Genomic DNA, 22,616 nt, shown 5'->3' with positions numbered 1-22,616 from the left:
CAATGTATTAGTTCCATCGAATCTATTTGATGCTATCAAGCCGGCAATACTTCGGCTTGCCACCGAACAGCAGTCAGGCGGTGCTCGCAGACTAAAGCGCGCCTTCCGATTGCAGTCGGCGGCATTCATGGCGGCACTCATGACTGGTACTTGGCCGTTATTCCAAGACCCAACGGTAGTGAGAATAATGCCAGAATCGTACTGCAGATTAGACGAGCATTTTTATGTAGTCGGCGCTCTTGCAAAGCGAGCGAACGGAACGTATCAGGAGTGTTTTTTGGATCGACCTGGATTACGCCCATACTGGGGCACGGAATCGCGGCCTCGCTCGCGTGCGCCACGACTGACGTAGTTATCTATCGCAACAGCCTGTAATCGAATGGGGGCGAAACACCAGAATTGCACCATCCTCCCAGTTAGGGGCATTCACGATTGCCTGCAATCGGCCAGGAGCAATCGCTAACAAACTCAGCCCAAAGCGGACATCTGATCGTCATCGTTATATGTTACCGCTTGAGCCCCGTACGCCTACCCTTTACAGCCTGGTCCGCTAGATGGACCTAGAATACGAACAAGGAGTGCAAATAGTGAATAACGGTAACCGCCCGCCGGTATGGCAAATGGTTAAAGAAGCGGTCCAGCAATTGAATGGCGAATGTACGTATCAAGCAATTAAAGCAAAAGTGAGGTCGATGTACGGCGATGGCATAAACGACAGTTCAATGACATGCAGCATTATCTCGGGGGCGGTGAATCATCCATCGCGTATCCATTACAGCGACAACAAGAAACCACGGCTCACCGACACAGCCTACGATTACTTGTTCAGCACTGGGCGCGGACGGGTTGTTTGGTACCAGCCTGAGAAACACGGCGTGTGGGAAATCGCGCATTCTGCCGACGGCGCACTGATCGTCCGCCTTGCGGACGGCGTGGGCGACAATCCAGCGCAGATCGCCGAAGTCGTAGAGGCAACCGATGAGTCGTACAGCATGTTCGCTCTAGAGGCGCACCTTCGCGACTACCTCGCCAAGAAGCTTCCGAAACTACTTGGTCACGATGCGCCGCTTGCGCTATACCGCACGGACGATCGTGATGGCGTGGAATTTCAGACCGACGTTGGTCCCATCGACATTTTGGCGACTGGCAACGGCGACTTCTACGTACTCGAACTGAAAGTGGGCCGCGGACCAGACGCGGCTCTGGGACAAATCCTTCGGTATATGGGCTGGGTCAAAGAGCACCTAGCGGGCGACAAGAATGTGTATGGCATCATCATTGCGTCGGACATCGGCAAGAAACTGCGTTACGCGGCAACGCAGGTTCCGAATGTCCGCCTGATGGAGTACGACCTCGCCGTAACGCTTCGCTCCGCGACCCTGCATGTTTGACCGGGCGTCATTACTGGTCCAGGCAACGCTAAGACTAGTTACCGCCCCTTCAATGGGACAACAGAAAAAGCGACGTGCTCAAAACGGCCAGAAGCAGTCACTCAAAGCATTCAGATAGTACATGTCGCAATTCCGCTCGAGGGGGGGGTAATGGAACAACAGGAGCTAGCCAATCACGCACGGCTCGGTCGATTTCTTGACGGATGTGCAGCGCTTGATCGAGATGTCGAGTTGCTGCTTCGTGACGGTTGGAACGTCTCGTCAGCCCGTCATGTCATCACCATGGGGTTCTGCCGAGCGGCGCTCGAACACGCCATTAGTCAGCGCGTACTTATGGGGGCAGGTCACCACGGGACGGCCCTAGCGTTGGTCCGACTGCACTTCGAGACAACTGTCCGCGCTGCGTGGGTGCAGATTGGGGCGGCTGAAGACTGGCTGAACAAGTTCACTGAGCCTGTGCCGGTCGGGAGCTTGACGGAGCCCAACTTAGGCCCTTCCATACCTTCTATGTTGGATGCGATTGAAGCCCGCGCTCCAGACATGGCTCTTGAGGGTAGAAGGCTCTACCAGACAGTGAAGGTCATGCACTCGTTTGTCCATGGCGGTGCCCACCTAGTAGCCCATGCTCTTCGAGGCTATCCATCCGACAAACTAATCGACGTGCTGCGCAATCGCAACCTTCTGTGCCTCATGCTGTGCAACGTAATCGTCGTTACCTCGGGCAAGAAGGAACTCTACGGAGCTGTCGGACACTTGTCGCGTGAGCATGGAGATGTCATGCCGCCCCCGCTTGGATGAGAGGCAGAGGCGCTAGATGCCTGGTCTACGATAGTCATCATTTGTAATCAGCTCTTAAACTAACCTTGGATTTCCATGTATTTTTTTATTGCCGTCGTTCTTGCAACTGTTGCATATTTCATTTTCAAAAAGAAATCTTCGAGAAATCCGGAGCAGATGCTCGATGAGCATTTCTCGATCTGGCTAAGAGCATACAGCAATGCTCAACAGGTCGATAAAGAGCAATTGGCATACGCATATATGCGCTCAGTGATTAACGCCGGCGAAAAATTTCAACTATTGTCCCGGGCGGATTCGATTGAGCTTAAAGCACTCCCACTCCATGAAGCTCGTGAAGCAGTTGACGGGTGGATTGAGGTTGCTCTTCCTCACATTCAAAGAATCGTAAGTTCTGAATATGTTTCCAAATCGCCAGCCTGGCTAATCGGTACCCTCATGCTGGCCGGTGTTATTGACCTAGACCCGGAACGCGGAATAAGAAAACTTTTAACCAAGATATCTTGATTTCGCGGAACAGGGAAATCGCTTACGCTTATCGTTCCCCATCTCTCGATTCCTGCTCCTTGCGCGCTTGAAAAAATTGAGGAGACACATAAATATCGGCGAGTCGTTCAATAACAGTTTGAACGCAGAAGAGACCATTGTCGCTTTTGCTAACGTCCGCTTTTCGTATGCGCGACCGGCGCCTTTGGGGCGTTAGCGGACTAAGGCGCTGGCAAAAAATGACAAATTATTGCGAGCTAATGCAATTTATCTAGCGTTGTTTTCATCAACAATTTCACGTCTCTCTTGAATTTTTTCCCATTCCAGTTTTGCGGCGCGTGCGGCGGTTTGCTTGTTGGCGTAGACGTGCTGCAGCGTTTTTGTGCTGGCCGTCGCGCCGGCTGCCGGTGCCACATTCTTGCCCTTACCGGTCGAGGGGGCGAACTCCTGGCCGGTCTTCTTCGTGGCGACGTTGCGCCACTTGGCGTACACGCCGGTAATGCCAGCATCTGGATCGACCCCATCCTCGCGCTCAACTTCTGCTTCCTCGGTGCGCGTCTCCAGCTCGATACCGCTGGTAAAGCCGGCATCGCTGATGCTGTGCCGGACCTTGGCCGTTAGCCAGTCCTGATTATCAATATCGGTTTTGAATCCCACGACTTCCACAGGCGATTGCGGCATCAGCGCCGGGTCGCCAATTGCCAGCGACAATTCCAAGGTTGCAGCGCCGCGCTGGATGCGCTGCCACTCGGCGACCGCCGCCGTGCGTGCGTCGGCCTCATTGGCATAGGTCGTGCGCAGTCGTTTGCTGTTACCAGGTGCGCCGGCAACGACACTGCGGCGTAGGCCGTGCCGGTCGTCGTGCCAGAACACGCGCACGCCGCTGTAGCTGTCGCGCTCGGCGCTATGGTAGCGATGCCGGTCGCCCAGGTTGCGCGTGATGCGGATCACAGGCAAGTCGCGGCCTGACGCTGTCTTGCTGCGGCCCGCCGGCATGAACAGCAACGTGTCATTTTTCACGGTCGCGGCAGCATCGTATTTCTTCCCAAGCCGGCGCAGGAATGCCGCGTCGCTCTCCCTGGTCTGGTCCAGATGCGCAATCTTGACACCCCGTAGCGCGTCGGCAATGCCGGCTTTCAGCTCCTGCTGAAACGCGATCACCTCGATCACTGCACCCAGGGTGGTGTCGTGGAAACTGCGCTCGACGGGCTGGCGGAAGGTATCGATCAGGCTGGCCGTCCTGGCACGCAAGGTCAGCAGATCCGGCGCGCCGCTATGCTCGATCTCATCAACCGTAAAGACGCCCTTGTCGACCAGGCCGGATTCCTGCCAGCCAATCTGCACGTTGATCCTGGCGCCCTTGCTTGGTATCGCAAGCTGGCCGTCCGTATCGGACAGCGTGATACTCAGTTCGTCGGCGCTGTCGCTACGGCACTCGGTCAGGTCGAGACTGACCAGGCGCGGCGCGAATTTCCCCGTAATGTCCTGGCCGTCCAGGGTGATCTTGAATGCAGGGATGGGGTAGTCCATCAGAATAGGCTCCGCATGCTGTTGGCAACATTATCAAACGTCGACTTGCCGGCATTGATGGCGTTGCTGGCGCTGTTGCTGATGCCCTCCAGGCTCAACATGTTTTTGATGCTGCCCAGGTCGCCCAGGGTATTCAGCAGACCTAGAACGGATTCGTCGGTACGCTCCAGGGTGATCGAGAACTCGATCTTGCCGGCGTCGCCGTCCTGCGCCAGCACCGTGCGGCCCTCAGTCATGCCGGTGATGACGTAGGACCCGAGGATGCGCCCGGTCCCAGCAATCAGAATCCACGATTTGCCGGTATCGGCCATCAGGCGCAAGGCATCGAGCGAATAGACGCTGCCGGTCAGTTCCGGCGCGATCCAGCCGGATAACGTGATGGTGTCGTCGCCCTTGCCGGTGTACTGGCGGGCGTTACGGGCGCCGACCCGTGAGGTGCTAGGGTGCTTCCAGTCGGTCTTGCGCTGCAGCTCCTGGTAGGCCAGGGTCGGCAGGCTGAAGACGAACATGCCCAAGGTCATCATCATAGTAAAAATCCTTAAAAGTGATTGTCGGACAGGCTGGAGCGCGTGCGCGCTGCCTTCTGTCTGTCTCGCTCTTCCATCGCCAGCATGACGGCTCGGGCAATCGCCTGTTCGTCCATGCCGGTTTGCGTCTGCACGATGATCTGGACGGTGTCGCCCTGGACCACGATGTTGGCGCCGGCGGCACGCGACGCAATGGGCGTGCGCGTATCGAAAGACAGCGCCGGCATAGCTGTTGCGCCGATGGCGATGCCGGCGCCGAGTTGGGTCAAGCGCTTGGCAAGACCGCTAACCTGGTTGATCGGCGCATCCTGTCCGTTCTCTATGCCGAGGGCCAGTCCTTCAGTGATAAAGCCGCCGAACCGACTAAAGACCCGGCTAGGGCTGTGGATCTCCTGCTCCTTCGCAAAGGTCATGCCGACCATGGCCCCGAGCTGCTTGATTTTGTCTTTCAGGAAACTGAATCCGGACGAAATGCCGTTGACCAGCCCCTGGATGATGTTGGCGCCGAACTCGGTAAATGTTCCCGGCAGTTCAACACCGAACCAGCTCATCACGCCGGCGAATGCCTTATAGAACAGCCCCAGCGGCGACCAGTTCATGATTAACGCGCTAACGCCCCCGATACCGCCGTCGAATGCTGTTTTCACATCCGCCCACAGGCCGCCGACAAAGGTCTTGATGGTTTCCCATGCACGATTAAAGCGCTCGGTGATGCCGTCCCACAGATCGCTAAAGAATGCCTTCAGGGGTTCCCAATTTTTATAGATCAGGAAAGCCAGCACTGCAATAAGGGTAATCAGCAGCACAATCGGATTTGTCAGCAGGGCGCGGCCCAGCCACAAGATGGTTTTTCCGACCATCATCAAGCCGCCGCTAAGGCCGCGCAAGATAGGCGTCAGCACGCCGCCGGCGACGCCCATCTTGGCGAACAGCACATGCAACATCGCATAGGGACCGATCAAGGCGGCCAGGCCCAGCATCAGCGGTCCCAGCATCACCAGGATGCCGGCGAGTATGCCGAAACCGACAATCATCGCTTTGGCCGTGGCCGGGTTGCGTTCCATGAAGCTGTTCAGCCCTTCCAGCGCTTTCGTCACAGTCTCGATGGCGCTGGAATACAGCGGCAGGATCTTCTCGCCCATCGTCAGCTGGAGGTCGGCCAGCTTGGCGTGCGCGTCCATTTCCTTGCCGCCGGCCTGTTCGCGGGCCAGCGGTTCGAGCCGGTCGACATCGTAAGCGCCTTCGTTCAATTTCCGGTTCTTGTGGATCTGGGCGCGCTGCAAGTACATGTTCGCCATCAGGTCGCCGGCCTTACGATTGGTAAACAGGCTGCCGATGGTGTCGAGAACCTTGGTGGGCTTGGTGATGCCGTTCTTCGCCAACTGCGGCAACAGGACCTGTTCCATCCATTCGAATTGGCTTTTCTTGAACAGGTCCGACCCCAGCAACGCACCAGGATCAAGCTGGGCAGTCTGCCCGACCTTGTCATGTTTCACTTTGGTGTGATCGCCAATCAGGCCCAGCTTGTCCAGGTTCATCGCAGCACGCTTACTGGTGCGGCCCTGATATAAATTGTTGTAGCTCGACATCAGGCCGTTACCGACGCCAAAGCCGCCCAGCTCCTGCACCAGCGGTTCCAGCTCGTAGTAAAAGGATTTTTCATCCATGCCCTTGGCCGCAATGCCGCCGGTCTTGATGAGGTTCAGCCACTCGGTAGGGCCGACCCGGCCGCCCGTGGCGGAAATGACTTTCTGCACCATATTGGCCTGTTCGTTGAATTTCTCCGAGCTGGCCGTGCCGCCGCGCACCTCGATGACCTTCAACATGTCCATGAACTTGCGTTCGTTCTCGCCGCCGGCTTCCTCGCCGTAAAACGCCTTATTCGCAAACTTCATCTTCGCCAGCATGGGCGCGACCATCTGCGCGTGCGGCAGATCGCCGAACACGGACATGCTGTCCCTGACTAACTCCAGGTTCTCGGCATGGCTGGTGCCGTAGGTCTTCATGTTGCGGGCGTAGCTCTCGGCGTCGGCGCTGACCTTCGGTCCCAGGCCCAGGGCAGTAATGCGCCCCTTTTCGGTCTGGTAGTGCTTCGCCTCTTTCAGGCCAGTGACCAGGGGCGCGCCCACGGCGGCGCCGGCGACGGTCGCGCCGATGCCCGCGGCCGCGACATTGCCGGCGGTGGTGCGTAGCTTGTCGGCATGCTGGCGGGCGCCGGCAACCTTCTGCTGTTGCGCGCCGACTGCGGCCAGCTTCTTCTGCTGGGCTGTCAATTCGGCATTGGTAAAGGCTATGCTATTTTTGAGCCAGGTTTGTGCCGATCCAAGCTGGCGCGTATCGATGCCAGCGCCGGACAAGCGGGAGCGCAGGATCTGCATCTGTTCGCCTTGCTGCTGGCCGGCCTGTTTCAAGGCGCTGGCCGACTTCACGGCGGCGTTAAATTCGCGGGTCATGGCACGCGTGGGCGTTGTGGTCAGCTGCATTCGCTGCGCCAGGGCGGCAATCTGCTGTTGCGTCTCGCGTAGCTTACCGGAGCTGGCCTGCAAGCCGGCATTCAGTTCGCGGAAGCGCCCAACATCTTTCTGCTGGGCATTCAGTTCCTTCAGCCGGTCGTTATTGGCCTTGATGGCTTTGCCCAGGGCGGACGACTCGCCGGTGATCTTTTTTAAGGGGCCGGTCAGCTTATCCAGCGCCGCGAAGACCACCTGTAACCGTAATTGCTTGTCGCTCATTGAGTAAAATTCCTATTCTTCCGCGCCGCTGCGCACCCTGGCGCGTTCGCGCCAGGCCATCAATTCCGATACTTCCAGCTCATCCATGGCCTGCGGTGGCCAGTGAAACACCACCGCTATATCGGCCATCGGGTCTTCTACTCGGTCCGGAAGGCCGCCAGCCGATCCGCTCTCTTCACCAAAAAAATGGCAACCTCCGCGCCGATCTCGGTCAGATCCGCAGGGTCCATGCCGGCGACTTCGTGCGCGGTCAAGGTCGGTTGCGTGATACGCGGCAAGACCGTCTGCAAGGCGGCCACGCTCAGGTTGCCCAGTTCCATCAACGACACGCCGCGCAGTTCGCCCGCCTTCGGGCGGCGGATGGTGATTTCGCTGATGAAGTCGTCGCCGCGCTTGATTGGTTCGTCCAGGGTGATCGACTTGGCGATAGCGGTCTTGGAAATAGCAGTAGTGTTTTTCATGGTGTGGTCCTAAAAGTAAAAAAATAAAAAGGGGTTGGGGTTGTTCTTGACCTGGCTTACAGGCCGATGGCGCGGCGCAGATCTGCGTTGCGATCCACGCCGCCGATTTTCTCGACACCGTTGACGAAATCGAATTCGTAGATCGGCTTGTTGTCGATGGTCAGCTTGTAATAGCTGCAAGCGGTGCTGTATTTCTGGTTCGTCTCTTCGGTGGACTTGGCGCTGCCCATATCGATTTCCTTGTGGCGCCCGCGCACAACGATTTCCACGGTGGAGACGGTGCCGTCGTCGTCATTTTCATAGCCGCCTGAGAAGCGCAGCTGGGTGGCGTTATGACTGCGAGCGCCGTACTGCAGCAGGGCGTCGATCAGGATGCCGCCGGCGGTCCATTCCAGGGTGATGGCTTCGTTGCCGAAGTCCACCGATACCGGGCCGGTCATGCCGGCGGCGCGGTATTCCTCCATCTTGCGCGATAGTTTCGGCAAGGTAATTTCCGTGACCTGGCCGAAGTAGGAATTACCGCTATCAAACAGATTGAACAGTTTTAATTTTTTAGGCATGCCCATCAGGGAAGTTCCTTTTTCTATAAATGGTTAAGCGTTGACGGCAGCGGCGAAGTCGGCCAGGTAGCGGTCGGTAATGCGCTGCTGGAACATCAGGTTTTCCAGCGGCGGCACTGGGGTGTAGTCGTAATCGATGGTCAGCTTTCCGTCCTTCAAATTTTCCTTTTCATTGAATTGCGGATCGCACCAGGCGCTGCCGCCGATCAGATAGCCACGTTTGACCAGGTCGCGGAATTTGGCGTTGATGCTCTCGACCAGGTCTTTTGCCAGGGACGGATGCAAGGGCTTGTCGGCAAAGGTCATATGCGCTTCGGCAATCGTGTCGGCCAGCACCTGGGCGGTGCGGGTGTAGTTCTCAAAATAGAAGAATTCCGGCGTTTCGCAAGTGCGCGAACCCCAGAAGCGGAAACCGCCGCTGTTAATCAGCGTGGTGACTTCCTTGGCGTTCAGGAAGCCGGCATCGGTGGCCGGATCTTGTAGATCCCAGAACACGTCCGCCGAAATGCCGGTCGGGCCGTTGACGACCATGTTGGAGAGGGTCTTGTGCCAGCCGATCTCTTCGTCCAGTTTGGCGCGCAGGCCCAGGGCGTAGGCGACTGCCGAGATATTGGCGTCCGCATTGGTGGCGGTGTCCCAGCTCACGAAATCCGGCCAGATCAGCATCAGTTCGCGTTGCCCAAAATCCTTGCGGTACAGCACGGCGTCTTCCTTGGTCAAACAACCGTGCGCCGACGCATAGACAAAGCCGCGCAGCTTCTGGGCGACGCTGACCATGGCGTTCGTGACGGCTTTGGTGTCCAGCCCTGGCGCGCCCAGGATGCGCGGTTTGACGCCGAGCTTGCTTTGAGCTGCCAGCAGCGCCTTGATGCCGGTGTACTTGCCAGCCGCGGTTGTGGTGCCGATCACATTAGAGGTGATTTCGGCTTCATCCTTGCCCTCGGCCACGCGCACCACGACCGTGAACGGCTTGGTTTGCATGCCGATAGCGTCCAGGGCGCGGCGCAACGTCCCCTTGGTGCCGGCTTTGCCGATGGCGGCGGGTACGTTGGTCAGCAGGACCGGCGTATCGAGAGGGAAGACAGCCGGGTCGGCATCCTCGGCGGTGGCGACAAGGCCGATGACGGCGGTGCTGATGGTGCGGATCGGGCGGGTGCCATCGTTTTTTTCGATGACGCGCACGCCATGATGGTAATCAGTAGGCATATTGGCTCCTGTAAATGAGGTAAATAATTAAATGGCTGGGGTGTCGGGTATGACCGGCCAGGTGATGACGTGCGGATAGCCGGCCTGGTTCGGGATGCGGTTCAAGGCAACGCGGTATTTCTTCCAGGCCAGCAGCAAGCCGATATCGGCGTCGCTGGCGTCGTCCACATCGACGCGGTCCTGATACTTGGTCACTTCACTACTGGCGCGGCGCAGTTCGCCGGACATACGTTCTTGCGCCACGGCCAGGAACTCGGCGTCGCTCGGAAAATAATCCGGCACGCCGTCTGCTGCGCGGGCTTCGCATTCCGCATGGATGGTGCGGCCATGCGCTTCCACATCGTCCGGACAGGCCAGGTACGCGAGATAGTCGTCACGATGAAGAAATTTCACTGCGCACTGATAGCCCGCCGCCACCCGGACAATGTCCTTGATGTCGGAATAAGCGAACGGGTCGACCGGCTTTGGTAGTTCCGCAGGCTGCAATTCCGGGAACAGAAGAGGCCGCGCCGGCGGAATCTGTGCCTGCTCGGTGCTGGGCGGCAGCTCCTGGACAATGTCTCCTGGTGCTGGAATTGCTGTTGCTTGCTCGATTGCTTGTTTTGCTTTTGCCATTACCCCACCCTTTGCCATAAAGCTGCTCGTGAACCGACACCACCGTCGCCGCCCGACCCGAAGTCGTAGGCATAGCCGCGCAATTCCCAGGCGCCGGCGACCTCGGGAGAGGTGTAGTTCTTGTTCATGATGTAACCGCCGATGCCTTGGTTTTGCAGTCCTGCGCCAGACAGCTGGTTTGCATACATCGCTGAGACGCAAGAGCCGACCGCCATCGAGGTGCGGTTGTAGATAGAAAATTCGTTGTGACCGGCCTCGATACCCAGCACGTAATAGGGCTGGACGCCGGGATTTTCTGCAAAGCGCAACGGGAAGCCGCTCCAGGTGCGCGCATTGCCGACGCTGAGATTACCGACGACCGACAGGCGCGCTGTGGTCGGCCCGTCGCTACCCCATACGTAAAGGGTCTGGCCGCCGGGATCAGACCACTGGAGCCGCATATAGCTGTTGCCGTTGCTGATGTTTTCGGAATTCTGAGAACGTGCGCTATCGGTGGCATATTTGACGCTGAATTCAGACGGGTTGTAGACGCATATATCGCCCGCGCTACTACCACCCAACAACCACGGCGGCTGACCAGATTGCCCCACCCAGCGCATGCGCAAAGTCTGATTAGCAAATACAAAATAGCCCTGGTCGGTGGCGTCGACGGTGGCCTTCAGGCCATCGCCGGCTGCCCAGCCAATTTTTACCCGGTTAGGGAGCTGACCGACGCCGGTGCCTTCCTGGACGGGCGTGTATCCCAGCGCGTTTTGCTTGGCCGCTGGGTCGAAATTACCGGCATGCCACAGCTTGTAGGAAACCGCACCCATTGAGTAACCGCCAACGGATAGGTCATTATTGGCGTCTAGCCCGAAGTGTGTTGCGTATGCACCTGGCTTGTGGAAGGTCATGTAAGCATCATCGGACTTGCCGCTTGACGCCACCTCGATGCATGGCCGGCCGGGTCCGAGACTGCCCACGGCGCCAGTGGACCCGGAGACTTGCAAGAGGCCAGTAACACTGCCGCCAGTCAGCGGTAGATAATTTTTAAGCGCTGCTTCCAGATTCGCCTGGAATATCACGGCGCCCATGTCGGTATCGTCAACGGTGACTTTCAGGTTTCCGCCCGACCAGCCAATTTTTACGACATTGGATTTCTGCCCGATGCCGGTGCCTTGCTGGACCGGTGTAAAGGGCAGCTTGTCTTGCTTGGAAGCGGGGTCGAACGTCACGGAATCCCAGAGCAACTTCCAGTCGCGCCCAATGAATGGCAGCGGTGCGCCCAGGTAGCCGGTGCGCTGCCAGGTTCTGCGTGCGGTGGTGCCTTCGGTATAGACCTGGTGCACGAACTGGCCGCCGTTCTCGGTGGTCAGGGTGCCATAGCCATCGGCGCCCATAGGTAGGCCGGTGGCGGCAATGACGCCGCGATCATTGGCGACCGACACATCACGCACGCCGGTGTCCAGTAAAGTATCGCAATGGGTATCACTATCGGTAACGGCTGGTAGTTTGTGGAAATACAACGTGTTGCCGCGTTCTGAGGTCAGGTATTGCTGATGCGGATCAACTGCGACCAGGTGTTTGGCGATGGCCTGCGCCAAGGCCGGCGTCAGCCCTTCCGGCGTGACGGCGCGGGTGCCGTCTGTGCCAGCGACGGTCTCAGTTGGGGTCGCCAGCTCGACCACGCCCTGGCGCTCAACGGTCGCCGGCGGGTTCGTGAAGTTGGCATCGCCGAAGGTCAGCAAGGTGGCCTTGATATCCGTAAAGACCAGGTCAGCGGCCAGCAGCAGCATCGACTGCGTGGACTTTTGTAAGATCGGTTCCGGCTGGCTGTAGACGCCCAGGAGAACGCCGTTGCTCAACCAATAACCAATGCCGCGCACCGTATAGGTGTCGGTGCCATCGTCGCGAACAGTGACGTGGAGCGTATCGGGCGCCACGACTTCGCCGGAAATGGTTTTAATGCGTTTGATTTCACCCGGCAAGGTGGTCGTCTCTTTGCCCGCCGTGAAGACAGCGCCAGTGATACCGATCTCGGTAATTTTGAGCGACGCCGTGCCGTTGTGTTCGGCATTGACCAAGGCGGCGCGGCCGGCGTTGGTGATGATGATTTGGAGTCCAGGCATATGGTTTTACTTTGCTTGTGTCAGATTCAAACGGGCATAGATCACAGGGCGGACCGTCGCTGCCACGGCAATCGCGGCTTGCGTCTCGATGCCCTGGGTAAACGTAAAATGGCTCCTGATGGACTTGGTGCGATTCACCTCGGCGATCACGTCATCGACAAATTCAGCCGTGGCCGACTGGCCGCCGGCGCCGGATAGCGTCATGACCAGGTCGAAGGTGTACGGCTCACCCATCGGCGTTTTTTGCCACCACTCGCGCAGCAGGATGGACCCGCCAAAGGCGGCCACCACGTCCTTGACTGCCTTGGCCGTTCCCTTCTGGCGGTGGATCTTCATGGCGTTGCGCACGCGGGCGCGCCGCACCTCTTCCGTCCAGTAGGATTTCCAGCTATCGACCGACCAGTGCCAGGCTAACCAGGGCAGCAGATCAATATCGATGGTGTCCGGGTTGTGCAAGGTACGCAGTGGGACCGGCACATCGGAGGTCCTGGCCGTGGCCGCTTCCAGCGCCCGTTCCAGTGGGGTGGAATTGGGCGGCAACAGAGATTTGATTTTTCTCTTGGTCATACCTTGCCCCAAATGCCGCCGTACTCGATCTGTATGTCTTCGCAGTAATACGCCACCAGCTTCGATATTTCTGGATCTGCGGTCGGCGACACCAGGATGACGCGCTCGACGCCGGCAACGTGTACCGCCGCGTCGATGCCCGAATGGGTAGGCACGCGCCCCAACTGGTGCGCTTCCTTCGCATACTTCTGCATGCGCTTGTTCGCCTCAATCAGCACAACGGTCGGATCAGGGCCAGAGAAGCTGTACAGCTTGGCGTGTACCTGGTAGCGGACAATTTGCGCGGCAACGACTGTGACGTAATCAGTCAAGGGCCGCACGCCATCATCAAGCATGCGGGTGGCGACGATGTCCAGCAGCTCCTGGGAGGGCGTGCCGTCGCCTTCGTGCGACAAGATCGCTACTACCACGTGACCGGGCGAGGGGCTGGTGGCCGTCGCGTTGCGCACGCGTCCGTCCGCGCTCAGGGCATGGAACACATAGGCGCCTTCCGGTCCTGCCACGGACATGCCTTGCGGCGCCAACTGGATCCGGCGGCGGTAGTCGTCATCCGCTTCCATGACAGCGGCAGTTCCCTTGTCAGGATCTGCCGGCCAGATCTGCAAGCGCGGCACGTCCATGTTCGCGCCGATCTGGTCCAGGTCCGATTTCATTGCATAGGCCAGCATCAGGGCGCGGGCGGCTTCGTTGATGCGCTGGCGCAATTTCAATTCACGATAGGCGTTAAGCTGGATCACCTTGATGGCGGGGTCGGATTCCGTGAGTTCGTCCAGATTGACGCCTTGTGCTTCCAGGTCGGCCAGGTTCTGAGTCAGGATCGTCTCAAAATCTAACGGCTCGATGACATTGGGCGCCGGCAGTTGCGACAGGTCGATAGCTGCGCTCATAGCGTCGCTCCCGAACCAACAGGCACGGCCAATTGCACACTCTGTTCATTGGTGACTCCGTCCAGAAGCAGCGTGGCTTGTCCATCAGCGCCGCGTTGCAATTGCACGCCGGTCAAGGCAATGCGGCGCTCCCAGCGCAGGACGGCGTAAGCCGTGGCGGCATAGATGCGTAGGACCGTGGCGCCGTTCAGCGGCTGATCGATCAGCTCCGGTACTTCGGAGCCATAGGTGCGGCGCATGACGCGGGAACCGATAGGGGTGGTGAGAATGTCGGCCAGGGACTGGCGGATATGGGCCAGGCGCGACATGGCGCGGCCGGTACGGGCGTTCATCATTTCGGACCACCTGATTCGTCTTCGCCCTTTTTGACGCCACCGTGCGGGTGTTTAACTAGGCTGATGGCGCCGGCGATAACGTCTTCAGTAGCGCGCAAGATCCCCTGGATCACAGCCGCCGCACCGCCTTTGCTGCCGGCCTGGACGTTCATGCCGGCATTCAAGGCCGACATGCCGTTGACAGTCAGGTTCTGATTGACGACCAGATTTTTTTGCACCAACAGGTTGCCGGTGCATTCCGTATCTTCGGCATTCGATGTGACCTTGCCAGGTGCGACGGTCACGCTGGTGCCGTCCGCCAGCGTGGCCGTCAAGGTGTGCGCGTCGCTGTCGTACTGGACGACGGTCCCATCCACGTAGCGAGTAGTGTCGTGTGCTGGGTTGGTCGATGGTGATTTGTATTTGTCTGAATAGATCGCCGGCAGGATCGCGGCATTGGCGAAATCACCCTCGGGCGACAACACGATGACCTGTTCGCCCATGGAAGGCGGAAACCAGGTCTGTGCATCGCCGGCGCGGAATGTGATCCAGGGGCGCCATGTGGTGACGTTCTCGCCGACCTTGACGCGCACGCGCTGGGTGTCGTGATTGATGTCGGCAATGGTGCCGAATCGAATCAGATTCAGGATTAAACGCAGCAGTTCGGAGTAGTCAGCAGTCATGCATTGCATGTTGCCGGGTTGCCTGATTCGGCGCACCTGGTAGCGGGTTGATATCCGCGTTACCAACTGCTGGCGGGTGTTTTGTTGCGAGGTGGCGTACTACAGTGCCGGTCTGGAAAAAGAACGCGGCGACGTAGGGAGTGCGCTAACACTATCTACGCCGCCGTGCCGGCAGAATGAGGCTGCAAGCAAGGCCAAGGCCGCGCCACCTGTACAGGTAGGCCGAAGGCTATCATATTCGCGCAGGTATACCCAAATGCAAGACATTCGTTGTGGAAGTTGTTCCCGAAAATTAGGAGAGGGTGAATACATCACCCTCTCTATCAAGTGTCCGCGATGCGGCACATTGAACCACCTGAGAGCCACGCGCCCCGCACCAGCATGCCGTCGAGCATCTGACATTGGAGCAGTACGTGCAAGCAAGTCCGATTATTCCCTGGATGGGTGGCAAGCGCCGCCTGGCCGATAAACTCATCCCGCTATTTCCGCCGCACGAGTGTTACGTCGAAGTGTTCTGCGGCGGCGCCGCGCTGTATTTCCTGCGGCCAGTGCCAGCGCGTGTCGAAGTCATCAACGACATCAACGGCGAACTTGTCAACCTGTACCGGGTTGTGCAGCACCACATGGAGGAATTCACGCGGCAGTTCGAGTGGGCAATCAGCAGCCGGCAGCAGTTCAAATGGCAGCAGGATGCACGACTGGAGACCTTGACCGATATCCAGCGCGCAGCCCGATTCTATTATTTGCAACAGCACGCCTTCAGCGGCAAGGTGGTTGGGCAGCATTTCGGCACGGCCACCACTACACCATCACCCGATCTAAGCCGGATTGAAGAAAATCTTCGCGCTGCCCGTCTGCGGATGGCCGGCACGTTTGTAGAAAATCTGCCTTGGCTGGAATGCATGAAACGCTACGACCGGGAGCACACTTTTTTTTACCTTGACCCGCCATATTGGCAGACGCCTGGTTATGGCGTGGAATTTGGGATGGAAGAATACGAACAGATGGCAGAATTTATGCGAACCTGCAAAGGCAAGGTCATGGTCAGCATCAACGATCACCCTGATATTCGACAAGCATTCTGCGGTTTTACCATGATGGGCCTCGATATCAAATATGGCATTGGCAACGTACATGGCCAGCCAGGCGGCAGTAAGGAACTGGTCATTACAAATTGGGATGCTGACGTGATGACGCAGCTTTTCTAGAGGATTTTGGAAGTATGAAAAATGCTAATATTGGTTCAATCAGTAATCCAACTGGACATTATGAAAACTACCTATCGAATTTCAGAAAAAGAGTATATGCAGGCAATCAATTTAGCTTCGAAGTCCTCCCCGCGCCAAATAGGTCTGATTTTCATGATGGTGCTAGCGGCGACGGCAGTACTGTCTTTTCTAGGGACGGGGACGGGGCTAGATATTACGTTCAATTGTCTATTGATTTTGACTATATTCGGAGTAGTCATTTTTATTTATATTCCACACGTTGCTCGGAAAGGTTACCGGCAAAACAAAGACATACAGGGAACATTAACCATCGAGCTTCTTGACAATGGCGTAGAATTTTCTTCACCGAATACCGTTGCACGCGTCCCATGGGACCATATTGTGAAGTGGCGTCAAAAGGGCGACTGGATTTTTATATATCGTACCTCCAGAGCTTTTCATATGTTGCCAAAATCGGTCGCAACTAACGGTTTCGACCTACCTCTGTTGATCGGTCGGTTAACCCAGCATGTAGGCGACCCTGTTTAGTTTTCAAAATCCGTCAAGATGGCGCAACAGCGATTCACGAATTAGCGCTTGATCCGCTGCGCGGAAACCAAGTAAAGGCCGGGCCGGATAGTGATATTCCGGCCCTTTTTTTGCGACCTTGTCAGTCAATCCCTCCTGGTGCACGCGGGCGATCCGCGCCACACGCCCAAAGAAGCCGACCGACAGCTGGTTTTCGTCCTGCTCGATCTTCAGATTTTTTTGCGTGCGGATCTTCTCAAACATGGCGGCCTTCTGCCGTTTGATTCTCCCTTTCTTGCCCCGTAGATTCTTGCGCTGCTTGCGCGCCGCATAGGGTGCGCCGTCCGGCGCCTGCTGGCTGGCGATGCGTTGCGCCTGGCTGCGGCGCAGATCCTGGGCAATCCTGCGCGTAACGACGCGACGCTGGCCTGGCTGGAGCTGGGCCAGCAGCGCGCCGGCCCAGGCTTCCAGGGCGTGCAGATCGTCGTTCATTCGGGATTGGCCGGCGTATGCCATTCGGCCAGCAGCGCGTCGCCTGCATAGGCCTGCCAGAATGCGTCGGCATACGTGGGCGTCGGTTGCGGCTCGGCCCGGTGTATGACTTCCAGCCGGCCAGCGCCGGCCTGTTTCACGATCACGCTTTCAGTCAGCGCCAGCGTAATCTCCAGGTCAATCGATTCGGAATTGTTGAAATCGACATTAAAGCCGATACCGGTCTTGCGCAAGTCGGCATTGTCCAGCAGGTCGCGCTGGTGCACTTGGACCCAGGCCAGCAACGGAACCATGAGCGCATCCTCGCTGCCGCTGTAGTCGGTAATGATGATATTGAGCTTATACCGATATTCAAACGAAAGCGACTTCGTGCCGGTGGCCACCGTATTGCCACCGTCCGCAAAGATCAGCAGCTTTTCGGGATTCTGCCGCAACTCGGCGCTGACGGCGGTCAGGTGCGCTCTAAGGCTTTTGGGCTTGTACACGTTCGGCATCCTCCTGGCAATCAACAGCGGCATCTACCTTGGCCGCACAAATACCCCATGCTGCTTCTGTGCGCTCCAGGGCAAGAAGCAATGCGCCGTTAGTCGTGGGCGCCGCTGCTGGCAACTGGCAACGCGTGATTGCTGGGCAGGCGTTGACTGTAAGCGTCGGCGCCGATGACGGTCGGATGCTCCCGCAGGCGGGCAATAGTGTCAGGCAAAGCAGTATCGGCCCAAGTGCGTATCGTTGGATCATGATATTGAAGGCTTTCTAGTAGGTTTTCTCGTTCGGTGAGGGTGGCGGCGATATTGTCGCGGGCGGCTTGTAGCTTGGCGGCGGCCTTCTTGTTCCTGGCTGCCGCATCGGTCAAGGTCTTGATGGTGCCGTCGCGGTCGCGTGTGATCTTTTCTGCCGCCTCGGCGCGCTCCTTGGCAGCGGTCAGACTGTCGCGCTGGACGTAAATCACCAGGCACAGCGCGCCAATTCCCAAGACGGAAATCAAGCTCTTGGCGATCAGTTCCATAGACCGACCCGAGTTCCGCGGCTGTCGATCGTCAGCACCTGGCGGCGCGGCGTCTTGCCCTCGACCGCAATGCCCAGGTGTACCCACACCGCGCCGCCGACGCGCTCATAGATCAGTTGGTCGAATTGCAGATAGGATTTCTCCAGCGCCTGGCAGATCTCCATCGGCGTGCCGAATGCCGGCGCCGTAAAGTCGCAGGCCAGGCCGTCCAGGTGCGCGCTGTTGCCGGCGCCGCCGACTGCCCGGTTCAACGACTGGCAGCGGTAGCCGCTGGAAATAACCATCGCCGCGCCGCCCAGCTCCAGGCGTACCAGCTCGTTAAACTTTGCCAGGCGCCGCAGGTTGGCGACGATGGCCGGCGCCGGTGTATTGTCGATAGAGAGGGACCGCGCCTTGTCGCTGCGCGTGAATTCTTGCAAAGTAAAATGTTCGGTCAATGGTGTGGCTGTTGTCATTCGATACTCCTGATGATGTTGGCGACGTTGCCCTGGGCGCGTTGCACCAGGTAGCACAAAGTTAAAGCGATGCCCGCTTCCCCGAAGGAGGCGCGGCCATGGTCGAGCAGGATCTCCAGGGCGCTGGTGCCGGTGGCAACAATCAACAACCAGGCCACCAGGGAGATATGCAAGCGGTGATTTGCCAGGCCGCGCCGGTAGCACAGCAGCCGCAGGCAGGTGCTGGCGTAGGACAGCAGCGCCAGCAAGGTCAGGGTTTTAGTCATGGCTGCCACCCTTGCGCAGCCAGGCCGGCAGCTCGATGGTTTTAATCAGGTCGATGCCGTGCAGCGTCAGGGCAATGGCCGCCGCCGACGCGAAGAAGGCGGCCACACCCGATTGTTTTAAGGGCGTATTGTTGATGACCTCCGGCGCGGCCAGGTAGCCAATCGCCAGGGAAATGACCATGTACGCCAGGCGTTGCAGGACCGGCAGGTTCTTGCTGGAGATCGCCACCAGCGTGGCGCCGGCGAAAGCGCCAATCAGCGCATTGCCGTCAATACCGGGAAACAGCGTTGACAGGCCGATGCCGGCGGCGCTGGTGACGACCAGAGTGGTGGTGCTGGGTTCTGCCATAGATGATTCTCCGATTAGTCCCAAAGGCTCACGACCTGGGCGGTTTTAGTGGGTGTTGCGGTAGTTTCTGGCAGGTTGACCAAGAGGCCATGCGGCAGGATCGGCCCCAGGTCGGCCAGGCCGGGATTCAGTTCGAGCGCCACCTCGACCACATTGGCAGTGGCGCCTAGGTGGCGCCAGCACAGTGCATCCAGCGTGTCATGCTGTTGGGCGCGCACCTGCATCAGATCAGCTCGACCGTCATGTGGGACCGGCCAATGATGTTGGTAATGGCCCAATGCGCATTACGGCGCTGGTCGGAAGGTGCGTCGTCCAGGACATCCATGGTTTTCTTGTCGTTCAGCGATGAGGCGGTGCTGTCGAAATCGCGGTAACGCTCGGTGAGATCGGCCTTGGCCCAGCAGTAGACGGCACGGCGATAGTGAGAAATATTGACGCTTTCACGGTCAACACGGTCCGCCGGCACTGCCGCCAGGGAGGTATAGCCGGCGGCAATCTGTTCCAGCTTCCAGTCGCGCAGCTCATTATTGACGTGGAGAATGGCGGCGACGACCGCTTGCCGCAGCCGCACTTCGGTGACGGTGCCGTCCAGCCGCTCCGCGTCGCGCATCTGCGATAGCTGGATATCCATATACCAGCCGTCGTTTTCAACAACGGAGGCGACCGGCGCTGGTGGACCGGAAGGGGGTGAAGGTTCAAAGGCAATAAAGCTCATGCGGATTTCTCATTAAATCGGCGGTGGGCGGGCGTCAGAATGAAATCGCAGTGATTCAATCATCGACCCGCGCCGCCGTGCGCCAGGGGTGCTCGTTTAGTCCGGTACGGTTTTGGCAATGCGCGTGCGCAGGCGGTCCATGACCTGCTTGACGCCCACACCAGGGAACAAGGCCAGGGCGCGCTCCATCAACTTGTGGGCGGCTTCCGCCTGCGGGAGCTGGGACGCTGTCAGCAGCTCGTTGCCGGCCTGGTCCAGGACGGCGACCATCGCGTAGGCGGCCGCCTTAAACAACTTGGCCCGCGCCTGGTCGGGCGCGTCGCAGTGTTCCGTCAACTGCTGGACCTGCGCCAGGACCTCGACTGCCTGCGCCGGATCGTCGGCCAGCTTGCCGTGCGAGTACGCCATAGAGAATTCATCCAGGAGCATCGTCGGGATGTCGCGGTTGAACTGGTCCGGCAAGGTCAGCTTGTGGGCGACGGCATAGCGCGCCATCTCGACCGCCCGCGCAAACTCGCCGCAGTCGATATGCCACACCAGGAGCGCGGCAAAGACATCATCCTGGCCGCCTTGACCCTTCGCCAGCACTGCGTCAATCCAATCCTGGTACTCAGGCAGCAATGTGGCCTTGACCTCGATCTTGCGCGCCACCGACTGGATGCTGCCCAGGCTGCGGCGGTCGTTCGCCAGTTTATAAAGCATCATTTCGTAGGCGCTGCCGTGGGTGACGCCACCGGGGGCGGCTGCTTCGGCGGCACGCTCGGCCAGGACACGCGCCTTGTGGCGCTGGGCGGGAGAGGCGTTTTCCATATCAGGCCGCCAGGACGATATTTTCCAGCACGGCGCCCAGGCCCAGATCCTCGACCACATACGCATCGTTGGACGATTCGTAGTTTTCAATGCGGTCGCGCTCAGGCTTCTCGACCACCCGGCGCCGGCGGGCTGACTCCTGCCAGTAGATCGACAGGTTGTCGAGGCGGGTAGTAAAGATCGTGTTATCTGGGAAGAACGGCACGGCGATGGCCGGCAGGCCGCCGATGCGCTTTTGGCTGATGACGATGTCCGCCGCCAGCGTCTCGGTCGGGGCCTGCTTGGTGTTCACCAGGGGGAAATACTTGTCGTGCATCAGGTTGCGGCTGACGATCACTACCAGGCCGGTGTCCTTCTGATACCAGGGATCGAGCAAGTTGATGGCGTCATACACTGCCGCGTCCAGGTTTTCATAGTCGCCGCCTGCGCCGATGACCAGCTTGCCCGAATCCTTTTTGCCTTCATGCATGACACGCTGCGGCGCCTGTTCGCGGTAGTGCTGAAGCCAGCCCTTGTTGACGTCTTGGAGCATCGGATTCTTGTCGATGTCCGTATCGGCCGCCACAGTGCGGCCGTGAAAGCCGATCATCATGCGGTCCAGCGCCTGGCGCTGCAAGATGGCGTTGGCAAGGCGTTGCTGGAAATCGGGGAACTTGGCCCAGGCGTCCAAGGTTTGATACTTGACGTGCGTATCGAAGTTCGTTTTTTCGCAGCGATAACCCTTGCCGTCCAAGGCGGTCAAATCTCGGGTCTTGCGGTCGCCCTTGTCGGTATTGGTGCGGCTGGCGGTCGGGCCGGAAACGCCCAGGCCGACTTTTTCGCCCTCCTGTTCGGATACGCCGATGACATTGATGCTTTTCAGGAATTCGCTGGATTCCTGGATCTTGGTTTCCAGTTTTTGCTGCACTGTCGGCGCCACGCCGAAAGTGCTAGCGACATTGCTGGTGTCGTTCAACTGTGCCAGGCGGGCGGTGTATTTGTCGAAGGCGAGGCGGGTAATTTTTTTCATGCGGATGACTCCTGTATGTATGGGGCTGTGTTCGTGCTAGGACGGGTGGTTAGCGCTGATTAGCAATCGGTTTCGATCAGGCCGTCGCCGCCGGTGGCGGCAGGGCGGTGCGAGCCATTCGCGTCGGTCGACTCGACCTTTTGGCGGAATGCAGCGAATTCCTCATTCGTCTTTTGCAAGGCCGCTTCCAATCCATCGACGCGGGTCTTTTCTGCCGCGAATTCATCCGCGCTCAGATTCGCATGGGTTGCCAGGGTTTCGACGGCGCCGACCAGCTCGCCGAAGCGCGCATCGTCGCCGGTGGTCTTGTTAGTGAAGCGATTCAACAGATTTTTGAGGGTGTCGGACAATTTGATTCCTTCGGTTTCAGGTTGGGGGGCATCCTCGAATTCCAGCGTCGTTTCCTCCGCCGCCGAAAACAGGTTGCCGGTGTTCTTGGTGGCGAACGATAAAACCTCGGTGCCAAGGCTGGCGGGGCTGTCGGTCACGGCCAGGCCGACCAGGTAGGCTTCGCCGGTGTCGGAGAATTTCGGATTGATTTCGATGCTGGTGTAGATTTTTTGGCGTGCCTTGTTCATGGCGACTAGTTCCGGCGTGGGCGAGATCTGCGCGTACAACGCCAGCTTCTTGACGCCGCCCAGCTCCACTTCTTCGGCTTTGACTGCCGTCACATCGCCATAGGCTTTAAAGGCGCCATCTGCCCAGGTGCTGCGCAGGTGTTCGACCCAGATGCGGGCGCCATACACCTGCGGGTCGAAATTCGCGGCCATCTGTTCAATGAAAGCGCGGTCGATGACACGGCCGTCGGTGGTGGCGCCTTCGACGGCGACGCGGAAGAATTTGGATTTTGTGGGTGCGGTGCTGGTCGTCTTTGCCATGGTGTCGGTATTTGGGAAGTTCGAATACCGCCATGGTC

Annotated in this window: 31 protein-coding genes; 6 read left to right on the top strand and 25 right to left on the bottom strand. The window is 58.6% G+C overall.

Going from position 1 to position 22,616, the window contains the following annotated elements:
• Positions 1 to 587: 587 nt before the first annotated feature.
• From CPter91_RS19515 to CPter91_RS19505, 3 genes are all read left to right on the top strand, one after another.
• Positions 588 to 1,391 (top strand): endonuclease NucS domain-containing protein, encoded by an 804-nt coding sequence (locus CPter91_RS19515; RefSeq protein ID WP_167595195.1) that lies wholly within the window; start codon positions 588 to 590, stop codon positions 1,389 to 1,391.
• Between the two features lie 150 nt (positions 1,392 to 1,541).
• Positions 1,542 to 2,189 (top strand): DUF6988 family protein, encoded by a 648-nt coding sequence (locus CPter91_RS27780; RefSeq protein WP_061943074.1) that lies wholly within the window; start codon positions 1,542 to 1,544, stop codon positions 2,187 to 2,189.
• A gap of 75 nt (positions 2,190 to 2,264) precedes the next feature.
• Positions 2,265 to 2,693 (top strand): hypothetical protein, encoded by a 429-nt coding sequence (locus CPter91_RS19505; RefSeq protein WP_061943072.1) that lies wholly within the window; start codon positions 2,265 to 2,267, stop codon positions 2,691 to 2,693.
• 246 nt (positions 2,694 to 2,939) lie between these two features.
• Here CPter91_RS19505 and CPter91_RS19500 read toward each other — a convergent pair whose 3' ends face one another.
• From CPter91_RS19500 to CPter91_RS19445, 13 genes are read right to left on the bottom strand one after another with little or no spacing between them, the layout of a single operon-like run.
• Entirely contained in the window at positions 2,940 to 4,202 is a 1,263-nt protein-coding gene (locus CPter91_RS19500; protein ID WP_061943070.1) for a phage late control D family protein, read from the bottom strand.
• Positions 4,202 to 4,729 carry a phage tail protein gene (locus CPter91_RS19495; RefSeq protein WP_061943069.1) on the bottom strand — a complete coding sequence of 176 codons (528 nt, stop codon included), beginning with the start codon at positions 4,727 to 4,729 and terminating at the stop codon, positions 4,202 to 4,204. Before CPter91_RS19495 ends, CPter91_RS19500 begins: the two co-directional genes overlap by 1 nt.
• Before the next feature lie 11 nt (positions 4,730 to 4,740).
• Entirely contained in the window at positions 4,741 to 7,461 is a 2,721-nt protein-coding gene (locus CPter91_RS19490; protein ID WP_061943067.1) for a phage tail tape measure protein, read from the bottom strand.
• Positions 7,462 to 7,473: 12 nt separating this feature from the next.
• A complete protein-coding gene (locus tag CPter91_RS25945) occupies positions 7,474 to 7,590 on the bottom strand; it encodes a GpE family phage tail protein (protein WP_082793033.1) in 117 nt (38 codons plus the stop codon).
• An 8-nt stretch (positions 7,591 to 7,598) separates the two neighbouring features.
• Positions 7,599 to 7,922 (bottom strand): phage tail assembly protein, encoded by a 324-nt coding sequence (locus tag CPter91_RS19485; RefSeq protein ID WP_061943065.1) that lies wholly within the window; start codon positions 7,920 to 7,922, stop codon positions 7,599 to 7,601.
• Between the two features lie 56 nt (positions 7,923 to 7,978).
• Positions 7,979 to 8,488: a phage major tail tube protein gene (locus CPter91_RS19480; RefSeq protein ID WP_061943063.1), complete on the bottom strand. Its 510-nt coding sequence runs from the start codon at positions 8,486 to 8,488 to the stop codon at positions 7,979 to 7,981.
• 27 nt (positions 8,489 to 8,515) lie between these two features.
• Positions 8,516 to 9,688 carry a phage tail sheath protein gene (locus CPter91_RS19475; RefSeq protein ID WP_061943061.1) on the bottom strand — a complete coding sequence of 391 codons (1,173 nt, stop codon included), beginning with the start codon at positions 9,686 to 9,688 and terminating at the stop codon, positions 8,516 to 8,518.
• Positions 9,689 to 9,715: 27 nt separating this feature from the next.
• Entirely contained in the window at positions 9,716 to 10,303 is a 588-nt protein-coding gene (locus CPter91_RS19470) for a tail fiber assembly protein (protein ID WP_061943059.1), read from the bottom strand.
• Positions 10,303 to 12,411 carry a hypothetical protein gene (locus tag CPter91_RS19465; RefSeq protein ID WP_061943057.1) on the bottom strand — a complete coding sequence of 703 codons (2,109 nt, stop codon included), beginning with the start codon at positions 12,409 to 12,411 and terminating at the stop codon, positions 10,303 to 10,305. The genes CPter91_RS19470 and CPter91_RS19465 overlap by 1 nt, the downstream gene beginning before the upstream one ends.
• 6 nt (positions 12,412 to 12,417) lie before the next feature.
• Positions 12,418 to 12,978 (bottom strand): phage tail protein I, encoded by a 561-nt coding sequence (locus tag CPter91_RS19460; protein ID WP_061943055.1) that lies wholly within the window; start codon positions 12,976 to 12,978, stop codon positions 12,418 to 12,420.
• Positions 12,975 to 13,865 (bottom strand): baseplate assembly protein, encoded by an 891-nt coding sequence (locus CPter91_RS19455; protein ID WP_061943053.1) that lies wholly within the window; start codon positions 13,863 to 13,865, stop codon positions 12,975 to 12,977. Before CPter91_RS19455 ends, CPter91_RS19460 begins: the two co-directional genes overlap by 4 nt.
• Complete coding sequence (locus CPter91_RS19450) at positions 13,862 to 14,200, bottom strand: GPW/gp25 family protein (RefSeq protein ID WP_417924825.1); 339 nt, start codon at positions 14,198 to 14,200, stop codon at positions 13,862 to 13,864. Before CPter91_RS19450 ends, CPter91_RS19455 begins: the two co-directional genes overlap by 4 nt.
• Positions 14,197 to 14,871 (bottom strand): phage baseplate assembly protein V, encoded by a 675-nt coding sequence (locus CPter91_RS19445; protein ID WP_082793031.1) that lies wholly within the window; start codon positions 14,869 to 14,871, stop codon positions 14,197 to 14,199. The genes CPter91_RS19450 and CPter91_RS19445 overlap by 4 nt, the downstream gene beginning before the upstream one ends.
• 247 nt (positions 14,872 to 15,118) lie before the next feature.
• Between CPter91_RS19445 and CPter91_RS25940 the strand changes: the two genes are divergently transcribed.
• From CPter91_RS25940 to CPter91_RS19435, 3 genes are read left to right on the top strand one after another with little or no spacing between them, the layout of a single operon-like run.
• Positions 15,119 to 15,331, top strand: coding sequence for a Com family DNA-binding transcriptional regulator (locus tag CPter91_RS25940; RefSeq protein WP_082793029.1), 213 nt, complete (start codon positions 15,119 to 15,121; stop codon positions 15,329 to 15,331).
• The gene (locus CPter91_RS19440; protein WP_061943047.1) at positions 15,303 to 16,070 is read left to right on the top strand and encodes a DNA adenine methylase; all 768 of its coding nucleotides are present in this window, start codon (positions 15,303 to 15,305) and stop codon (positions 16,068 to 16,070) included. Before CPter91_RS25940 ends, CPter91_RS19440 begins: the two co-directional genes overlap by 29 nt.
• Before the next feature lie 60 nt (positions 16,071 to 16,130).
• A complete protein-coding gene (locus CPter91_RS19435; protein WP_167595194.1) occupies positions 16,131 to 16,619 on the top strand; it encodes a YcxB family protein in 489 nt (162 codons plus the stop codon).
• 3 nt (positions 16,620 to 16,622) lie between these two features.
• On the opposite strand, the gene CPter91_RS19430 is transcribed toward CPter91_RS19435, so the two are convergent.
• The 12 genes from CPter91_RS19430 to CPter91_RS19380 form a co-directional block, all read right to left on the bottom strand.
• Positions 16,623 to 17,090 carry a phage virion morphogenesis protein gene (locus tag CPter91_RS19430; RefSeq protein WP_061943043.1) on the bottom strand — a complete coding sequence of 156 codons (468 nt, stop codon included), beginning with the start codon at positions 17,088 to 17,090 and terminating at the stop codon, positions 16,623 to 16,625.
• Positions 17,087 to 17,608: a phage tail protein gene (locus CPter91_RS19425; RefSeq protein ID WP_236905864.1), complete on the bottom strand. Its 522-nt coding sequence runs from the start codon at positions 17,606 to 17,608 to the stop codon at positions 17,087 to 17,089. The genes CPter91_RS19430 and CPter91_RS19425 overlap by 4 nt, the downstream gene beginning before the upstream one ends.
• Positions 17,553 to 17,780, bottom strand: a complete 228-nt coding sequence (gene lysC / locus CPter91_RS27400) for an Rz1-like lysis system protein LysC (protein ID WP_236905863.1) — start codon at positions 17,778 to 17,780, stop codon at positions 17,553 to 17,555. Before lysC ends, CPter91_RS19425 begins: the two co-directional genes overlap by 56 nt.
• Positions 17,674 to 18,096: a hypothetical protein gene (locus CPter91_RS27015; protein WP_061943041.1), complete on the bottom strand. Its 423-nt coding sequence runs from the start codon at positions 18,094 to 18,096 to the stop codon at positions 17,674 to 17,676. The genes lysC and CPter91_RS27015 overlap by 107 nt, the downstream gene beginning before the upstream one ends.
• The gene (locus tag CPter91_RS19415) at positions 18,087 to 18,551 is read right to left on the bottom strand and encodes a D-Ala-D-Ala carboxypeptidase family metallohydrolase (protein WP_061943039.1); all 465 of its coding nucleotides are present in this window, start codon (positions 18,549 to 18,551) and stop codon (positions 18,087 to 18,089) included. Before CPter91_RS19415 ends, CPter91_RS27015 begins: the two co-directional genes overlap by 10 nt.
• A complete protein-coding gene (locus tag CPter91_RS19410; protein ID WP_061943036.1) occupies positions 18,548 to 18,817 on the bottom strand; it encodes a phage holin family protein in 270 nt (89 codons plus the stop codon). Before CPter91_RS19410 ends, CPter91_RS19415 begins: the two co-directional genes overlap by 4 nt.
• Positions 18,810 to 19,166: a putative holin gene (locus CPter91_RS19405; RefSeq protein ID WP_061943034.1), complete on the bottom strand. Its 357-nt coding sequence runs from the start codon at positions 19,164 to 19,166 to the stop codon at positions 18,810 to 18,812. Before CPter91_RS19405 ends, CPter91_RS19410 begins: the two co-directional genes overlap by 8 nt.
• 14 nt (positions 19,167 to 19,180) lie before the next feature.
• On the bottom strand, positions 19,181 to 19,390 hold the full coding sequence (locus CPter91_RS19400) for a tail protein X (protein WP_061943032.1): 210 nt from the start codon (positions 19,388 to 19,390) through the stop codon (positions 19,181 to 19,183).
• Positions 19,390 to 19,881 carry a head completion/stabilization protein gene (locus CPter91_RS19395; RefSeq protein ID WP_061943031.1) on the bottom strand — a complete coding sequence of 164 codons (492 nt, stop codon included), beginning with the start codon at positions 19,879 to 19,881 and terminating at the stop codon, positions 19,390 to 19,392. The genes CPter91_RS19400 and CPter91_RS19395 overlap by 1 nt, the downstream gene beginning before the upstream one ends.
• Before the next feature lie 96 nt (positions 19,882 to 19,977).
• A complete protein-coding gene (gene gpM, locus CPter91_RS19390; protein WP_061943029.1) occupies positions 19,978 to 20,691 on the bottom strand; it encodes a phage terminase small subunit in 714 nt (237 codons plus the stop codon).
• Position 20,692: 1 nt separating this feature from the next.
• Entirely contained in the window at positions 20,693 to 21,700 is a 1,008-nt protein-coding gene (locus tag CPter91_RS19385) for a phage major capsid protein, P2 family (protein ID WP_061943027.1), read from the bottom strand.
• A 59-nt stretch (positions 21,701 to 21,759) separates the two neighbouring features.
• Positions 21,760 to 22,578 (bottom strand): GPO family capsid scaffolding protein, encoded by an 819-nt coding sequence (locus tag CPter91_RS19380; protein WP_061943025.1) that lies wholly within the window; start codon positions 22,576 to 22,578, stop codon positions 21,760 to 21,762.
• Positions 22,579 to 22,616 lie beyond the last annotated feature (38 nt).

This window comes from Collimonas pratensis (assembly GCF_001584185.1).
GTDB classification, from domain to species: Bacteria; Pseudomonadota; Gammaproteobacteria; order Burkholderiales; family Burkholderiaceae_D; genus Collimonas; species Collimonas pratensis.
The sequence above is the reverse complement of the archived record's forward strand: the minus strand, read 5'-3'. Positions and strand labels throughout refer to the sequence as shown.

Bases quoted from the DNA above. Each gene is read 5' to 3' on its own strand.
- CPter91_RS27780 (WP_061943074.1), top strand. From the start codon at position 1,542: ATGGAACAACAGGAGCTAGCCAATCACGCACGGCTCGGTCGATTTCTT.
- CPter91_RS19505 (WP_061943072.1), top strand. From the start codon at position 2,265: ATGTATTTTTTTATTGCCGTCGTTCTTGCAACTGTTGCATATTTCATT.
- CPter91_RS19500 (WP_061943070.1), bottom strand. From the start codon at position 4,202: ATGGACTACCCCATCCCTGCATTCAAGATCACCCTGGACGGCCAGGAC.
- CPter91_RS19495 (WP_061943069.1), bottom strand. From the start codon at position 4,729: ATGATGATGACCTTGGGCATGTTCGTCTTCAGCCTGCCGACCCTGGCC.
- CPter91_RS19490 (WP_061943067.1), bottom strand. From the start codon at position 7,461: ATGAGCGACAAGCAATTACGGTTACAGGTGGTCTTCGCGGCGCTGGAT.
- CPter91_RS25945 (WP_082793033.1), bottom strand. From the start codon at position 7,590: ATGGCCGATATAGCGGTGGTGTTTCACTGGCCACCGCAGGCCATGGAT.
- CPter91_RS19485 (WP_061943065.1), bottom strand. From the start codon at position 7,922: ATGAAAAACACTACTGCTATTTCCAAGACCGCTATCGCCAAGTCGATC.
- CPter91_RS19480 (WP_061943063.1), bottom strand. From the start codon at position 8,488: ATGGGCATGCCTAAAAAATTAAAACTGTTCAATCTGTTTGATAGCGGT.
- CPter91_RS19475 (WP_061943061.1), bottom strand. From the start codon at position 9,688: ATGCCTACTGATTACCATCATGGCGTGCGCGTCATCGAAAAAAACGAT.
- CPter91_RS19470 (WP_061943059.1), bottom strand. From the start codon at position 10,303: ATGGCAAAAGCAAAACAAGCAATCGAGCAAGCAACAGCAATTCCAGCA.
- CPter91_RS19465 (WP_061943057.1), bottom strand. From the start codon at position 12,411: ATGCCTGGACTCCAAATCATCATCACCAACGCCGGCCGCGCCGCCTTG.
- CPter91_RS19460 (WP_061943055.1), bottom strand. From the start codon at position 12,978: ATGACCAAGAGAAAAATCAAATCTCTGTTGCCGCCCAATTCCACCCCA.
- CPter91_RS19455 (WP_061943053.1), bottom strand. From the start codon at position 13,865: ATGAGCGCAGCTATCGACCTGTCGCAACTGCCGGCGCCCAATGTCATC.
- CPter91_RS19450 (WP_417924825.1), bottom strand. From the start codon at position 14,200: ATGATGAACGCCCGTACCGGCCGCGCCATGTCGCGCCTGGCCCATATC.
- CPter91_RS19445 (WP_082793031.1), bottom strand. From the start codon at position 14,871: ATGCAATGCATGACTGCTGACTACTCCGAACTGCTGCGTTTAATCCTG.
- CPter91_RS25940 (WP_082793029.1), top strand. From the start codon at position 15,119: ATGCAAGACATTCGTTGTGGAAGTTGTTCCCGAAAATTAGGAGAGGGT.
- CPter91_RS19440 (WP_061943047.1), top strand. From the start codon at position 15,303: ATGGGTGGCAAGCGCCGCCTGGCCGATAAACTCATCCCGCTATTTCCG.
- CPter91_RS19435 (WP_167595194.1), top strand. From the start codon at position 16,131: ATGAAAACTACCTATCGAATTTCAGAAAAAGAGTATATGCAGGCAATC.
- CPter91_RS19430 (WP_061943043.1), bottom strand. From the start codon at position 17,090: ATGAACGACGATCTGCACGCCCTGGAAGCCTGGGCCGGCGCGCTGCTG.
- CPter91_RS19425 (WP_236905864.1), bottom strand. From the start codon at position 17,608: ATGCCGCTGTTGATTGCCAGGAGGATGCCGAACGTGTACAAGCCCAAA.
- CPter91_RS27015 (WP_061943041.1), bottom strand. From the start codon at position 18,096: ATGGAACTGATCGCCAAGAGCTTGATTTCCGTCTTGGGAATTGGCGCG.
- CPter91_RS19415 (WP_061943039.1), bottom strand. From the start codon at position 18,551: ATGACAACAGCCACACCATTGACCGAACATTTTACTTTGCAAGAATTC.
- CPter91_RS19410 (WP_061943036.1), bottom strand. From the start codon at position 18,817: ATGACTAAAACCCTGACCTTGCTGGCGCTGCTGTCCTACGCCAGCACC.
- CPter91_RS19405 (WP_061943034.1), bottom strand. From the start codon at position 19,166: ATGGCAGAACCCAGCACCACCACTCTGGTCGTCACCAGCGCCGCCGGC.
- CPter91_RS19400 (WP_061943032.1), bottom strand. From the start codon at position 19,390: ATGCAGGTGCGCGCCCAACAGCATGACACGCTGGATGCACTGTGCTGG.
- CPter91_RS19395 (WP_061943031.1), bottom strand. From the start codon at position 19,881: ATGAGCTTTATTGCCTTTGAACCTTCACCCCCTTCCGGTCCACCAGCG.
- gpM (WP_061943029.1), bottom strand. From the start codon at position 20,691: ATGGAAAACGCCTCTCCCGCCCAGCGCCACAAGGCGCGTGTCCTGGCC.
- CPter91_RS19385 (WP_061943027.1), bottom strand. From the start codon at position 21,700: ATGAAAAAAATTACCCGCCTCGCCTTCGACAAATACACCGCCCGCCTG.
- CPter91_RS19380 (WP_061943025.1), bottom strand. From the start codon at position 22,578: ATGGCAAAGACGACCAGCACCGCACCCACAAAATCCAAATTCTTCCGC.